This is a genomic window from Actinobacillus indolicus (assembly GCF_004519515.1).
Taxonomy (GTDB): Bacteria; Pseudomonadota; Gammaproteobacteria; order Enterobacterales; family Pasteurellaceae; genus Glaesserella; species Glaesserella indolica_A.
This window is the reverse complement of record NZ_CP038145.1, coordinates 1,753,213-1,769,067: the sequence shown is the minus strand read 5'-3', so window position 1 is coordinate 1,769,067 and position 15,855 is coordinate 1,753,213. Positions and strand designations below refer to the sequence as shown.

The window sequence follows — 15,855 nt, the reverse complement described above, 5'->3', positions numbered from 1 at the left end:
GCGAAAAGTATTTCGCCCCTACAACGTTTATAGAGATCTCAATGAAAAATTCCTATTTACCTTGGCAACTTTCTGCCCTTGCAACTACGCTGTTAATCCTTCTTCCGTTGCTTGCCATTGGCTATCACGCTTTTGAAGGTGAAATGGAAAATCTCGTTCATCTTTGGGATACAATGCTAGGCACTTATCTGCTTAACTCAAGCCTGTTAGTCTTAGGCACTGTCGTCCTTGCACTTTTTTTTGCACTACCGTCCGCTTGGATCGTTGCAAATTATCAATTCTGTGGGCAAAAAACGCTTCAATGGTTGCTTTGCTTGCCGTTAGCAATGCCTGCTTATTTAATCGCTTACCTTTATACCGATTTACTCGACTATTCTGGGGCATTTCAGGAAATGTTACGTGGTATTTTCGGTTGGCAAACACCGCACGATTATTGGTTTCCGAAAATCCGTACCCTTTACGGTGCTTGCTTTGTGCTTGCCCTTGTACTCTACCCTTATATTTTCTTACTGGCTCGAGTGGCATTATTAGAACAATCCGAAAACCTCACTCACAGTGCCAGAATGTTAGGTTCGTCGCCGGCGGATATTTTCCGTAAAATTACTTTCCCTTTAATTCGCCCTGCGATTGCTGTCGGTATGGCGTTAGTCGCAATGGAAACCTTAGGCGATTTCGGCACTGTGTCCTATTTTGCAGTGCCAACTTTGACGACTGCCATCTACGACTCGTGGCTCGGCTTTCAAGATCTCGGCACGGCAAGCCGTATTTCCATTTTTATGTTGCTGATGATTTTTCTGTTTATCAGCCTTGAACAATACAGCCGTCGCAAACAAAAAAGCTATCAGCGTGGCTATGAAAAGAAAACCTCGTTCAAACAGCTCACCGGCTGGAAACTGTGGCTTGCACAAGGCTGGTGCTGGGGGTTGCTGGCATTGGCGTTCTTTATTCCATTTGGGCGATTAATCTATTGGTCTTTCCACTATTTTGAACAGTCGTGGAATTTAGATTTTGTGCAATTTGCCTTAAATAGCTTGAAAGTATCTATTATTGCCTCGATCATTACCGTTGCCCTTGCTCTGTTACTGCATTTTGCTCATCGTCTGTCGGCCAATCGCAGATTTTGGGCGAAATCGACCCGCTTGTCGTTACAATTTTCGTCATTAGGCTATGCCATTCCAGGGACTGTACTGGCAATCGGCTTGTTGTCGCCATTGACCTTTGCCGATCACCAACTACACGCCTTACTGAAATCCTTAGATCTTTCCCCTGTCGGCTTGATTTTTTCCGGTTCACTGTTTGCCTTAGTCCTTGCCTATGTGATCCGCTTCTCTGCAATGGCAATCGGTAGCCTTGAAACCTCACTCGGCAAAATTTCACCGTCGTTGGATATGGCAAGCCAAACAATGGGAAAAACAGGCTTATCAATGTTTAAAAGTGTGCATATCCCCTTGATTACCAAAGGGATTATTACCGCGGGCTTAATGGTCTTTATTGAAAGTATGAAAGAGTTAAATGCGTCACTGTTATTGCGACCGTTCAACTTTGATACCCTAGCGACCCACGTTTTCACCTTTACTTCGGACGAACAATTAGAGCGAGCCGCCTTGCCAGCCATTGTGTTGGTGTTAGTCGGATTAATCCCTGTTATTTGGCTGACCCGTTCGTTAATCTCTCAATCGCAAAAAGAACGTTAATATGAAATTACTTGATATTCAAAATTTGAGCTGTCAATTTGACGACAATGTGGTACTAAAATCCCTCGATCTTGCCGTAGGCGAAAATGAAATCGTCTGTCTATTGGGGGCAAGCGGTTGTGGCAAAACGACGCTACTAAAAGCGATTGCGGGTTTGCTTCCGATTAGCGAAGGCAACATTTTTCTTGCTGGGGAAGATTTACAGAAAAAACCGATTGAACAGCGTCAAATCGGGTTGATTTTCCAAGATTACGCCCTCTTTCCGCATTTAACGGTGGCACAAAATATTCAATTCGGCTTATGCAAAATGTGTAAATCCGACCAACATTGTTGCACCCAACAGATGTTATCGGTGGTGAAACTACAAGGCTTTGAAGGACGCTTCCCACACGAACTCTCTGGCGGACAGCAACAGCGTGTCGCCATTGCCCGCGCTTTAGCTTGTGAACCTGAATTATTACTGCTCGATGAACCCTTTTCCAACATCGACAGCCAAACTCGCTATGCGATGATCCAAGAGATTAAACAGATCTTAAAAAGCCAAAAAGTTCCTGCGATTTTCGTCACCCACAGCAAAGAAGAAGCCTTTGCCTTTGCCGATAAAATTGCGGTGATGGATCAGGGTAAGATCGTACAATTCGGTACGCCAACCGAACTTTACCACTCCCCAGTGAACGCTTTTGTTGCTGACTTTTTAGGTGGTACAAACTACCTGCCGTGCAAAGTGTTAGAAAATCACTTCCTTGAAAGCCCGATTGGTACTTATCAATTCCCTGAGATCGAGTATCCGCTTGGCGACTATCATTGGTTGCTCCGCCCAGAGCAGATTACCCTGAAAGCCGATGACAACGGGCAAGGTGTGGTGATTGAAAAACTGTTCTTAGGGCAATTCTACCGTTACCAAATCGCAATAAACGGCACAAATGTCACCGCTTACCAAACAGCGGATTTGTCGCTACAAGCAAAAGTATCGGTAAGTTTCCAGATGAGAGAGTTGGTTTTGTTTCAAAGATAAAAAGATTCACACATAAGTTCTTAATTTTACAAGCGGTCACTTTCCCCTAAAATTTTGCAAAAAAGTTTGAGAAAGTGACCGCTTGTATTATTTATGAGTTATGCGGATTTCTGGTATTTGCATCGACTAAATTACGCATCAATAAGGCATAATCTAATTCAACATCGGCTGGTACATCTAAAAAGACAAAATGTCCATCGCCTAAACCTGCATCAACAGCTTCATTTTTGCGGTTTAACATTCGTTCGATTTTGAATACGATATTGCCTTTCGGGGTCATCATTTCGACTTCATCGCCAAGTAAGAATTTATTTTTCACAGCAACTTCCGCCATACCTTCCGCATTGCGTTTGCCAGTAAATTCGCCAACAAACTGTTGGCGTTCTGAAATCGAATAGCCGTAATCGTAATTTTGGTATTCATCGTGGGTATGGCGACGTAAGAAACCTTCCGTATAACCACGGTGTGCCAAGGATTCTAACGTATCCATTAAACTTTCATCAAAAGGCTTGCCTGCTGCCGCATCATCAATCGCCTTGCGGTAAACTTGAGCGGTTCTTGCACAATAGTAAAACGATTTAGTTCGACCTTCAATTTTTAAGGAATGTACGCCAATTTGGGTTAGTTTCTCAACGTGTTGCACCGCACGCAAATCTTTTGAGTTCATAATGTAGGTGCCGTGTTCATCTTCAAAAGCGGTCATTTGCTCATCCGGTTTTTGCGTTTCGGCAAGCAGGAAAACTTTGCTCGTGGTATCGCCTTCGCCTAAGGTTGGTGCGACATTTTTAATTTCAATCTGCTGTTCCGGATCGATTTTCGACACGATATTACCAACATCATCCACTTTACCTTCTTCCACCTGATATTCCCAGCGACAAGCGTTGGTACAAGTACCTTGGTTCGGATCACGTTTATTGATATAGCCAGACAATAAGCAACGTCCTGAATATGCCATACATAACGCCCCGTGGACGAAAATTTCAATTTCCATATCAGGCACTTGCTCACGAATTTCTGCGATTTCTTCAATGGAAAGCTCACGGGAAAGAATGACACGGGTTAATCCCATCTGTTTCCAGAATTTCACCGTCGCCCAGTTTACTGCGTTAGCTTGTACGGAAAGGTGAATATCCATTTCCGGGAAATGTTCACGCACCAACATAATCAAGCCTGGGTCAGACATAATTAACGCATCGGGCTTCATATCCACAACGGCTTGCAGATCTTTAATGAAGGTTTTGAGTTTGGAATTATGTGGAGCGATATTGACCACCACATAGAATTTTTTGCCGAGTGCGTGAGCTTCATCAATACCGATTTTCAAATTAGCGTGGTTAAATTCGTTATTGCGAACACGCAAGCTGTAACGTGGCTGCCCTGCATAAACGGCATCAGCCCCGTAAGCAAAGGCATAACGCATATTTTTCAGCGTGCCTGCTGGTGATAAAAGTTCTGGTTTATGTTGTAACATTTGGATTCTCTTTCTGATAACAAGCCAGGGCTTTCCTGAAGGAAAGCGTAAAAAGGCGTTATTCTAACGGAATAACGCCTTTGGGTTAAGAATTATATGTTTGTTTAGTGAAAATTCCGCCATTACAAGCGGTCGGTTTCGACTTAAAATTTGCAAATTTTAGAGCCTAACTGACCGCTTGTATTTAGGAGACAAACAGGTTAAACACCCGCTTTATTAATTAAAAACTGACTCAACAACGGTACCGGTCTGCCTGTGGCACCTTTGGCTGCACCCGATTTCCACGCCGTGCCTGCAATATCTAAGTGTGCCCAAGTGTATTTTTTAGTGAAGTTGGATAGAAATACCCCAGCCGTAATCGCACCGCCTAAACGCCCTCCGATATTGGCGAGATCGGCAAAGTTGGATTTAAGCTGCTCTTGATACTCTTCGCCCATCGGTAAACGCCACGCTTTGTCGTCCGCTTGTTCTGCGGCATTTAATAAATCATTCGCAAGCGCGTTATTTGGTGAAATCAATCCGCTGTTGTGGTTGCCAAGTGCGATCATACACGCCCCTGTGAGTGTGGCGACATCAATCACTAATTCAGGATCGAAACGTTCGACATAGGTTAAAGTATCACATAACACCAAACGCCCTTCTGCGTCAGTATTCAACACTTCAACGGTTAAGCCTGACATGGTGGTTAGAATATCACCCGGGCGATAAGCGTTGCCGTCGGGCATATTTTCACAACCTGCGAGTACGCCGATCACATTTAATGGCAATTTCATTTCTGCAATGGCTTTCATTGTGCCATAAACAGAAGCCGCACCGCCCATATCGTATTTCATTTCGTCCATTGCGTCGGACGGTTTAATAGAAATACCCCCTGTGTCAAAGGTTAAGCCTTTACCGACAAGAACAATCGGTTTGGCTGCAGGATTTGGAGAGCCTTTATATTCGATGATAGAAAGGTAAGCCTCATTTTCAGAACCACGGGAAACGGCAAGATAAGCGTTCATTTGTAATGCTGCCATCTCTTTTTCGTCCAGTACGGTGGTGGTGATGTTATCGTATTCTTTGGCTAATCCTTTTGCTAATTCGGATAAATATTTCGGGTTGCAGACATTTGGCGGACAGTTAGCGACATTTTTGGCGAAGATCACGCCTGATGCAATCGCTTTGCCGTGTTCAACCGCTTGTTCTGCTACGGTTAAATCTTTACGGTTGGCGATATTAAACACAATTTTGCGGAGTTCACGGCGGATTTCAGGTTTTACGCTCTTAAATTCGTTATATTGGTAGCCGTTTTCTTGAATTGCTTCAATCGCAAAGCGGATATTCCAATACACCGAACGAGCTTTGACGTGCAATTCGGTTAAGAAACAGATCGCTTCCGTTGAACCTGTGTCGTTAATCACTTGTACCATTTTTTGAATGGTTTGTTTGTACTGGCGTTCAGTCAGCTCTCGCTCTTTGCCACAGCCGACTAATAACACGCGATCTGCAGGAACGTTGGGGACATTATGTAGCAATAACGTTTGCCCAACACGCCCTTCTAAATCGCCTTTACGCAATAAATTGCTTAAATAGCCGTCACTTAATTTATCTAATTGTTCCGCCGCAGGCGATAGGCGACGGGGTTCATACACCCCAACAACAAGACAGCCTGTACGTTGTTTTTCAACAGATCCATTTTTAACGCTAAATTCCATACAATACTCCCGTGATTTTTTTTGTATAAAAGGGTATGATTACGCATTTTGCAAGCGGTGACTTTTTTGCAAAATTTTACCAAAATCAGACCGCTTGAACTTGCAATCAAAATACAGGTCGTAAAGCTACCTGCTTGCTTAAAAATTGCAAGCGATAAATTGTCAAAATGAGAACTTTGTCGTGATTTTAAGTCGATATTTAACGAAAGAAATTTTTAAAAGCCAAATTGCTATACTTTTCATACTGTTAGTGATTTTCTTCTGCCAACAATTAGTGCGCGTGTTAAGCTCTGCGGTAAGTGGAAAAGTCCCAACAGACTTAGTGTTAAGCTTACTCGGATTGGGTATGCCGACCATGGCACAGCTGATGTTGCCATTATCGCTCTTTATTGCCCTATTGCTTACTTTAGGTCGTTTATACGCTGAAAGTGAAATTACAGTTATGCGTGCTTGCGGCGTAGGTCAAGGGCTATTAGTAAAATCTGCCCTATTTTTATCGCTCTTTACCACAGCAATCGCTGTCTATAATGTGTTTTATCTCACGCCTTGGGCAATTAATAAACAGAGTGAAATGCTTGCTGATGCAAAAGCAAATCCGCGTTTTGCGGCACTATCTGCTGGACAATTTATGTCTGCTGGAGGCTATGTTTTATTTATTGATAACATCCAAGATAACTCGATAAATGATATTTATGTTTTCCAACCCGACCAACAAAAGAAAAATAAACCGTCTGTGGTCGTAGCAGAATCTGGAGAATTGCAAGGCTTACCAAATGGTGACCAGCTACTTAATTTAAAGAACAGTGTACGTTATGAAGGCACGCCTCAAGCTGCTGACTTCCGTATTTCACATTTTGATAATTACACTGCTTATTTAGGTTATCAAAATGTAGAAACGGATGAAAAGTTAGTCCAACGTGCCGATTTTCAGAAATTAATCAATGATAATTCAAAGGAAGCCAAAGCAGAGCTTCAATGGCGTTTTGCCTTGATTTTTGCGGTTCCATTAATGGCGCTACTCGCGGTTCCAATGAGTAGCGTGAACCCAAGACAAGGACGTTTTGCAAAATTATTACCCGCATTGCTACTCTATTTAATCTACTTCTTATTACAAAGCTCGCTGAAATCCGCAGGAAGTTCAGGGAAAGTGGATGTTTCACTTCTGATGCCAGCCGTTTCGGTCGCATTTTTAATCTTAGGCATTATATTAAATAGTTGGGATAGCAAATGGCTTTCAGCTTTACGTTATCGTTTTTCAAGTCAAAAGGTGGCAAGTAAATGAATGTATTAGAGCGTTATATTGGTAAAACCATTCTTGCTTCCATTATGCTTACACTATTTATGCTCGTAGGACTTGGGGCAATTATTAAGTTTGTTGAAGAGTTTCGTGCCGTTGGACAAGGAAATTACGATGGCTTGCACGCAGCTTATTACACTATCTTAACTATTCCTAAAGATATAGAAACTTTCTTTCCTATTGCAGCTTTACTCGGCTCATTAATGGGATTAGGCGGTTTAGCGAGCCGTAGTGAATTAGTTGTTATGCAATCGGCGGGATTCTCTCGTTTTCGTATTGGCTTAGCCGTGATGAAAACCGCTATTCCATTGATGATTATGACCATGGTTATGGGCGAATGGGGCGTTCCGCAAACGGAACAGTATGCGAGAAATATGCGTTCTATTGCTCAAAGCGGTGGTTCAATGCTCGCAACTCAAGGCGGATTTTGGGCGAAAGATGGCAATGATTTTATCTATATTCGCCAAATTCAAGATGAGCGTAATCTAAATAATTTATTAATTTACCATTTTGATGGTCGCGAATTACAGTCGATTAAACAAGCATCTAAGGCTGTCTATTCGGAACAAGGCTGGATACTTCAGCAAGTCGAGAAATCAGAGATTCAAGAAAATAGAATTATCCAAACGAGAGAAACAGATCAAAAATGGCAAACCAGTATCACTCCAAGTAAATTGGGCATTGTGTCATTAAAACCAGAATCGTTGTCTATTTCAGGCTTGGCGGATTATGTCGGTTTCCTTAAAGAGACAGGGCAAGATCCAAAACGTTTTGAGATCACTTTCTGGCGTAAAGTTTTTCAGCCTATTTCAATGGCGGTAATGATGTTACTTGCGATTTCCTTTATTTTTGGTCCACTACGCAGTAGTACGATGGGGGCAAAAATTGTTATCGGGATCTTAGCAGGCTTCGTATTCTATGTTTCCGATATTGTGTTTGGTAATCTCAGCCTTGTCTTCTCTTGGCTACCAGTGCCTGTTGGAGCGTTAATACCAAGTCTTATCTGCTTAAGTGCCGTTTGGTGGCTATTAAATAAAAAACGTGATTAATTAAAGAACCTATGTCCCAACCTCGTTTTGTTCATCTGAAAGTACACAGTGATTTCTCAATGATTAATGGCTTGGCGAAAGTGAAGCCGTTAATTAAAGCCTGTGTTGCCAACAATATGGTCGCAATGGCATTGACCGATTTTACTAACTTCTGTGGCTTGGTGCGTTTTTATGGTGAAGCCTTAGGATCTGGGGTGAAGCCGATTGTTGGGGCAGATGTGATGGTTCGCCCTGAACCTGAGAGTGAAGAGTTATACGAACTTACCCTTTTAGCCAAAAATAATACCGGTTATCATAACATTACCCTTTTACTTTCAAAGGCTTATCAACAAGGCTATGTGGAATTTCCTGTGGTGGAAAAAGCGTGGCTGGCAGAACATAATGAAGGCGTGATTTTGCTTTCAGGCGGTCGCAATGGCGATGTAGGTAAGGCATTATTGAAAGAAAATCAGCAAGAAGCCGAACAGCTTTTGGCTTTTTATCAACGTTATTTCCATAATCATTATTATCTTTCCCTTTGTCGAACAGGGAGAAGTGATGAAGAACGTTATATTCAACAAGCGGTCACTTTTTCGCAAAAATTTGCAATTCCGTTGGTGGCTGTCAATGATGTGATGTTTTTAAAACAGGACGATTTTGAAGCCCACGAAATCCGTGTCGCCATTCACGACAGTTTTACGTTAGACGATCCTAAACGCCCACAAAAATATTCGGAACAGCAATACTTCCGTTCAGAAGACGAAATGTGTCAGTTGTTTGTCGATTTGCCACAGGCGATTGAAAATACCTTATTTATTGCTCAACGTTGTAATGTCACTATTCGCTTAGGGGAATATTTCTTACCGAATTTCCCGACGGGCGAGCTTTCCACTGAAGATTTTTTAGTCAAAAAAGCCAAAGAAGGTTTGGAAGAGCGTTTGGTATTTTTATTTCCGGATCCTGAAGTGCGAGCAGACAAGCGGTCTGTTTATGATGAAAGATTGCAAGTCGAATTGGACGTGATCAACCAAATGGGCTTCCCTGGCTACTTCTTGATTGTGATGGAATTTATTCAGTGGTCAAAAGATAACGATATTCCTGTCGGACCGGGGCGTGGTTCTGGGGCAGGATCCTTGGTTGCTTATGCGTTGAAAATTACCGATCTTGATCCCCTTGAATTTGACTTACTCTTTGAACGTTTCTTAAATCCGGAACGGGTTTCGATGCCCGATTTTGATGTGGATTTCTGTATGGACGGGCGAGATCGTGTGATTGAACACGTGTCGGAAACCTATGGTCGCCAAGCGGTGTCGCAGATTATCACCTTTGGTACTATGGCGGCAAAAGCGGTTATTCGAGATGTGGGGCGTGTGCTTGGACACCCTTATAGCTTTGTGGATCGCATTTCTAAATTGATCCCCCCTGACCCTGGTATGACCTTGGCAAAAGCCTTTGAAGCTGAACCAAAATTGCCTGAGCTTTATGATACTGATGAAGAAGTGAAAGCCTTGATTGATATGGCTCGTAAGCTCGAAGGGGTAACACGTAATGCAGGTAAACACGCAGGGGGGGTGGTGATTGCCCCAACGGCGATTACCGATTTTTCGCCACTTTACTGCGACTCTTACGGTTTACACCCTGTGACCCACTTCGATAAAAATGATGTGGAATATGCTGGCTTGGTTAAATTTGACTTCTTGGGTTTACGTACGCTGACGATCATCAAATGGGCGTTAGAAATGATTAATCAACGCTTGGAAAAAGAAGGCAAACCGCCAGTTCGGATTGAAAGTATTCCCCTTGATGATGAAAAAGCCTTTAAATTATTAAAAGCAGCCAAAACGACAGCAGTATTCCAGCTAGAGTCACGGGGTATGAAAGATCTGATTTCACGCCTACAACCAAGTAACTTTGAAGATATTATTGCGTTGGTAGCCTTATTCCGTCCAGGTCCACTTGAGTCGGGAATGGTGCAGAACTTTATTGACCGTAAACACGGCAAAGAGCCGATTGCCTATCCTGATGCCCAGTATCAGCACGAGTCGCTTCAACCGATTTTAGAGCCAACTTATGGCATTATCGTTTATCAAGAGCAAGTCATGCAGATTGCACAGGTGTTGGCTGGCTATACGCTCGGCGGTGCGGATTTACTGCGTCGTGCTATGGGTAAGAAAAAGCCAGAAGAGATGGCGGCTCAACGGGCGACCTTTGAAGAAGGGGCGAAGAAGCAGGGGATTGATGGCGAATTAGCGATGAAAATCTTCGACTTGGTAGAAAAATTCGCAGGCTACGGCTTTAATAAATCGCACTCAGCGGCTTATGCGTTGGTGTCGTATCAAACCTTATGGCTCAAAACCCATTACCCAGCGGAGTTTATGGCGGCGGTGATGACTTCAGAGATGGATAACACCGATAAAATCGTCGGTTTCTATGATGAATGTATCAATATGGGATTAACCGTTGTTCCGCCTGATATTAACAGCGGTAAACACCGTTTTAGTGTCAATGAAAAAGGCGAAATTGTCTATGGTTTAGGGGCAATCAAAGGCGTAGGCGAAGGCCCGATTGATGCGATGTTAGAGGCCCGAAATAAAGACGGGATTTTCAAAGATCTGTTCGATCTAACTGCTCGGGTTGATTTAAGAAAAGTCAATCGCCGCACTTTTGAAGGGCTAATTATGGCAGGGGCTTTCGATAAACTGGGGCCTCACCGTGCGGCATTGATGAAAAATTTAGAAGATGCCCTTAGAGCTTCCGATCAACATAATAAAATGGAAGCCCTTGGACAGAGTGATATGTTTGGCGTACTAACCGAAACCCCCGAAGAAGTTCAAAATGCCTATGCCAACACGCCAAAATGGACTGAGCAGACCATTTTGGATAATGAAAAAGCAACGCTAGGTTTATATTTGAGCGGACACCCTGTCGGACGTTTCTTAAAAGAGCTGTCTCATTATGCACCACGTAAACTGAATGAATTACAGCCAACCTATCGGGGGCAAACTGCGACTGTGGCAGGCATGATTATGTCATCACGTATTGCTGTTACCAAGAAAGGTAGCCGAATTGGTATTGCAACCATTGAAGATCGAGCGGGGAAATTGGATATTACGTTATTTTCAGAAGCTTTAGAGAACTTTGGTGACTTACTGCAAAAAGATCAAATTATTATTGCAACAGGTTCGGTACAGCATGATGATTTCAGCGGTGGATTGAAAATGTCTGCCCGTGAATTAATTACCCTTGATGACGCTCGTAGCCGTTGTGCGAAAAGCTTAGCCCTTGCGATTAATCAAGAGCAACTTTCTGCAAAATTTGTTAAAGATCTGACCGCTATTATTGAGCCTTATAAAGAAGGAACATTGCCATTGCATTTCTATTATCAAAGCCCTGAAGGACGTGTATTATTGCGTAGCGGTGTTGAATGGCGCGTTACCCCAAAAGAAACAATGCTGATGCAATTAAAAGCATTTCTTGGCGAAAGTGCCGTAGAATTAGAATTTGAATAGAGATTGGGAAATCTATGTTACGTTTAATTTATACCTTTTTAGGCTATCTCATTCAGCCTTTTGTGCTTTTTTTAATGTGGAAAAAAGGCAGAAAAGCACCAGGTTATCGTAAACGCTTAAATGAGCGTTATGGCTTTTATGGTGATGAAGTTAAGCCACAAAAAAAAGGTATTGTTGTGCATGCAGCCTCCGTTGGTGAGGTGATTGCTGCCACACCTTTAATTCGCACGATTCAAGAAAAATATCCACATCTAGCAATAACAGTCACTACGGTCACTCCTACAGGCTCTGCTAGAGTCAGAGCAGCTTTTGGGGACACCGTTTCACATTTTTATCTGCCCTATGATTTGCCTGATGCGATTCAACGTTTTTTAGACTTTATTGAACCCAAGCTCGTCATTGTGATTGAAACAGAATTGTGGCCGAATCTAATTAGACAAATACATCAACGTCAAATCCCTTTTGTGATCGCCAATGCTCGTCTTTCGCCACGCTCCGCAAAACGTTATGGCTGGATTAAACCTTATCTTCAAACCATGTTTGACGAAATTGATATGATTTTAGCGCAAGATAAAGTCAGTGCCGATCGGTATATTCAATTAGGTTTTGATCCAAAACGTTTGGTTAATACTGGGAATCTTAAATTTGACTTAGAGATCACAGAAAGTTTACGTATAAAAGTTAAAGAGACAGCTCAACAACTTCAGCTTATTCATCGCCCAGTCTGGATTGCAGGTAGTACTCATGAAGGGGAAGAAAAAATGTTGCTCGAAGCGCATAAGCAGCTTCTTACACTTTATCCTAATTTAGTGCTGATTTTAGTGCCGAGACATCCTGAACGATTTGATTCAGTTGAAACATTGCTACAAAAAATGCAAGTAGCCTATGTCACTCGTTCTTCACAACAACCATTACAAAGTACAACATCTGTCTTATTTGGAGATACGATGGGAGAAATGATGTTACTCTACGGATTAGCACAAGTGGCATTTGTTGGTGGAAGTTTAGTCAAACACGGAGGACATAATCCGTTAGAGCCGATTGCTTTTGAACTTCCTGTGATTTCTGGTGTACATACTTTCAATTTCCCTGAAATTTTTGCGAAATTACGTGAAGTCAAAGGAGTGATCGAAATTCAAAGCGATGTCTCTGCCATTGTTAATGCTGTAAATTATTTCTTTGAGTACCCAGAACTAGGTAAACATATCAGCCAAGCAGGGTTTGAAGTGCTTCAAGAAAATCAAGGTGCACTAGCTCGTCATCTTGAACTACTCTCCCCTTATTTAGAGAAATAATATGCAACAAACTGTGATTTATGCGGGTACTTTTGACCCTATTACCAATGGGCATTTAGACATTATTCAACGTAGTAGCCGATTGTTTGGCAAAGTGATTGTGGCGGTGGCAAAAAATCCATCAAAGCAACCGCTATTTAGTCTCGAACAACGTGTTGAATTGGTCAAACAGAGTTGCCAACACTTAAAAAATGTCGAAGTCATTGGCTTTAGTGGACTTCTCGTTGATTTTGCAAAAGAATATGGAGCAACAAGTTTAGTTCGTGGTATTCGGGGCGCAGATGACATAGAATATGAAATTCAGCTTGCACAACTTAACCAAAAGCTTTCGGGGAATTTAGAGACCATCTTCCTTCCACCTGCAGTCGAATGGCGTTATTTATCATCTACTATGATTAGAGAAATCTATCGACATCAAGGTGATGTTGCACAATTTGTGCCACCCGTAGTAGTTGATGCGCTCAAGCGGTTAGATTAAGTGAAAATTTTACAAATAGAGAAATAGAATGAGCCAACAAGATAAACAAAATTTAATTTGGATCGATCTCGAAATGACAGGGCTTGATCCTGAAAAAGAACGTATTATTGAAATCGCCACGATCATCACGGATAAAGATCTGAATATTTTGGCTGAAGGTCCTGTGCTTGCTGTACATCAATCAGATGAATTATTAAACAAAATGAGCGAATGGTGCGTTAAAACTCACACAGAAAATGGACTTGTTGAGCGAGTAAAACAGAGCAAATTAACCGAACGCGCTGCCGAATTACAAACCTTAGATTTTTTGAAAAAATGGGTACCGAAAGGCGCTTCGCCGATTTGTGGTAATAGCATTGCACAAGATAAGCGTTTTCTTTATAAATATATGCCAGATCTAGCGGATTACTTCCACTACCGTCATTTAGATGTGAGTACATTAAAAGAACTCGCAAGCCGTTGGAAGCCTGAAATGTTAAAGCAATTCAGTAAGAAAAATAGCCACTTGGCTTTAGATGATATTAAAGAATCGATTGAAGAATTAAAATTCTATCGTAGCCATTTTATTAATTTAGATTAACGATAATGATGTCACTTTATTTTGTGACCGAAGAAGAGATGCTAGATTTCGGTCATCGTTTTGCAATGGAATTAAAACAAGGTTTAGATGTCAATCAAAACACGTCTTTTGTGATTTATCTAAACGGCGAACTCGGTGCAGGGAAAACGACACTCACACGGAGCATTGTTCGTGCTTTTGGGCATAATGGCAATGTAAAAAGTCCCACTTATACCTTAGTGGAAGAGTATCATTTAGCTCCTTATGCGTTATATCATTTTGATCTCTACCGTTTAAGTGATCCTGAAGAATTAGAATTTATGGGAATACGCGATTATTTCCGCCCACAGACTGTTTGCTTATTAGAATGGGCAAGCCGCGGCGAAGGCATGATTCCCGATGCTGATTTTATTATTCAAATTGAGTATGCGGACATAGGCAGAACGATTCAGCTTATACCGCAAAATCAACAAGCAAACCAAATTTTAGTAAATTTACCCCAAAATCATACCGCTTAGGACTCGTTATGCAGAAGTTATTACATTATTTTTGTCTTGGCACAATGACGTTATTCATGAGCCTGTCTGTTCAGGCAAGACTTACTATTGCAATTGATGCAGGCCATGGTGGTAAAGATCCTGGCGCGATTGGTAAAAATTTAGGGATTAAAGAGAAAGAAGTTACCCTGTCTATTGCCAGAGAACTCAAAGCATTATTAGATGCCGATCCTAACTTTAAGGCTGTGATGACACGTAATGGGGACTATTTTATCCAGCTCCCAGATCGTACTGAAATCGCCCGTAAAAATAGAGCAGATTATTTAGTCTCTATCCATGCAGATTCCTCACCAAGTTCAGATAATTTACGTGGAGCATCTGTTTGGGTCTTATCCAATCGTCGTGCGAATGATGAGTTGGGGAAATGGTTAGAAGATCATGAAAAACAGTCTGAATTACTCGGGGGGGCTGGTTCCGTATTATCCAGTAATCAAGAACGTTATCTCAACCAAACCGTCTTAGACTTGCAATTTTCTCATTCGCAACGTTCAGGCTATGAATTAGGTAAAACGGTGTTAGGAAAGATGCGAAATATCACTCAGCTTGCTAAAAGTGCACCACAACACGCAAGCTTAAGTGTATTACGTTCTCCAGATATTCCATCCATTTTAGTAGAAACGGGGTTCTTATCTAATGTGGTGGAAGAACAAAAACTGGCAACAAAAGCTTATCGCCGCCAAGTTGCTCAAGCGATTTACCAAGGACTTGTAGAATATCGCCGAAAATCACCAAGTCAAAGTAGCGGCGCTGTGTATAAAGAAGTAAAAGCAGAGAAAAAAGCGGAAAATAAAGAAACTGAGACTAAATCAGTAAAATCCAATAATGCCTCTGAGAAAAAGACTAAACAAGAGAACAGTTCAACTACTAAAGAAAAACAAACAACCAAAGATAAATCAAAATCAGCGGGAGAAAAAAATAAAACAGACGTTGTAAATAAAAAAGAGAGTACATCTAAAGAAGCAAAAGAGAATAAAGAGACAAAATCAAGCAAAAACACAAAAGAAGAAAAATTAGATTCAAAACCTGAAAAGGTGGTAAACCCGAATGCTTCTTTCCATGTAGTGCAGCAAGATGAAACCCTTTATTCGATTGCGAGAATGTATAAAACAACGCCGGAAAAATTAAGTCAATTAAACAATATCAAAGAGAATAAAATTGTGGTTGGCAAGAAGTTAAAATTGAAATAAATCAAAATAGCGACCAATAGGTCGCTATTTTTTTTACAATTTGAATGTGATCACATTTTCTACTCATC

Annotated in this window: 12 protein-coding genes; 10 read left to right on the top strand and 2 right to left on the bottom strand. The window is 41.6% G+C overall.

From position 1 onward, the window contains the following. Positions 1–41: 41 nt before the first annotated feature. On the top strand, positions 42–1,694 hold the full coding sequence (locus EXH44_RS08790; protein WP_162857132.1) for an ABC transporter permease: 1,653 nt from the start codon (positions 42–44) through the stop codon (positions 1,692–1,694). A gap of 1 nt (position 1,695) precedes the next feature. Next, positions 1,696–2,709, top strand: coding sequence for an ABC transporter ATP-binding protein (locus EXH44_RS08785; RefSeq protein WP_162857131.1), 1,014 nt, complete (start codon positions 1,696–1,698; stop codon positions 2,707–2,709). A gap of 91 nt (positions 2,710–2,800) precedes the next feature. On the opposite strand, the gene trhP is transcribed toward EXH44_RS08785, so the two are convergent. After that, positions 2,801–4,180 (bottom strand): prephenate-dependent tRNA uridine(34) hydroxylase TrhP, encoded by a 1,380-nt coding sequence (gene trhP / locus EXH44_RS08780; protein WP_162857130.1) that lies wholly within the window; start codon positions 4,178–4,180, stop codon positions 2,801–2,803. 200 nt (positions 4,181–4,380) lie between these two features. Continuing rightward, positions 4,381–5,877 carry a leucyl aminopeptidase gene (gene pepA, locus EXH44_RS08775; protein ID WP_162857129.1) on the bottom strand — a complete coding sequence of 499 codons (1,497 nt, stop codon included), beginning with the start codon at positions 5,875–5,877 and terminating at the stop codon, positions 4,381–4,383. Between the two features lie 181 nt (positions 5,878–6,058). On the opposite strand from pepA, the gene lptF reads away from it, so the two are divergent. The 8 genes from lptF to EXH44_RS08735 are packed head-to-tail and all read left to right on the top strand — an operon-like array spanning position 6,059 to position 15,787. After that, complete coding sequence (lptF, locus tag EXH44_RS08770; RefSeq protein WP_162857128.1) at positions 6,059–7,159, top strand: LPS export ABC transporter permease LptF; 1,101 nt, start codon at positions 6,059–6,061, stop codon at positions 7,157–7,159. Next, entirely contained in the window at positions 7,156–8,223 is a 1,068-nt protein-coding gene (gene lptG / locus EXH44_RS08765) for an LPS export ABC transporter permease LptG (RefSeq protein WP_162857127.1), read from the top strand. Before lptF ends, lptG begins: the two co-directional genes overlap by 4 nt. Before the next feature lie 11 nt (positions 8,224–8,234). Next, a complete protein-coding gene (dnaE, locus tag EXH44_RS08760) occupies positions 8,235–11,711 on the top strand; it encodes a DNA polymerase III subunit alpha (protein ID WP_162857126.1) in 3,477 nt (1,158 codons plus the stop codon). A 14-nt stretch (positions 11,712–11,725) separates the two neighbouring features. After that, positions 11,726–13,006: a lipid IV(A) 3-deoxy-D-manno-octulosonic acid transferase gene (gene waaA / locus EXH44_RS08755; protein WP_162857125.1), complete on the top strand. Its 1,281-nt coding sequence runs from the start codon at positions 11,726–11,728 to the stop codon at positions 13,004–13,006. A 1-nt stretch (position 13,007) separates the two neighbouring features. After that, positions 13,008–13,484 (top strand): pantetheine-phosphate adenylyltransferase, encoded by a 477-nt coding sequence (gene coaD, locus EXH44_RS08750; RefSeq protein ID WP_162857124.1) that lies wholly within the window; start codon positions 13,008–13,010, stop codon positions 13,482–13,484. Positions 13,485–13,512: 28 nt separating this feature from the next. Beyond that, positions 13,513–14,064 carry an oligoribonuclease gene (gene orn, locus EXH44_RS08745; protein ID WP_162857123.1) on the top strand — a complete coding sequence of 184 codons (552 nt, stop codon included), beginning with the start codon at positions 13,513–13,515 and terminating at the stop codon, positions 14,062–14,064. Positions 14,065–14,069: 5 nt separating this feature from the next. Then, a complete protein-coding gene (gene tsaE / locus EXH44_RS08740; protein WP_162857122.1) occupies positions 14,070–14,561 on the top strand; it encodes a tRNA (adenosine(37)-N6)-threonylcarbamoyltransferase complex ATPase subunit type 1 TsaE in 492 nt (163 codons plus the stop codon). 8 nt (positions 14,562–14,569) lie between these two features. After that, positions 14,570–15,787 carry an N-acetylmuramoyl-L-alanine amidase gene (locus tag EXH44_RS08735; protein ID WP_162857121.1) on the top strand — a complete coding sequence of 406 codons (1,218 nt, stop codon included), beginning with the start codon at positions 14,570–14,572 and terminating at the stop codon, positions 15,785–15,787. Positions 15,788–15,855: the final 68 nt, after the last annotated feature.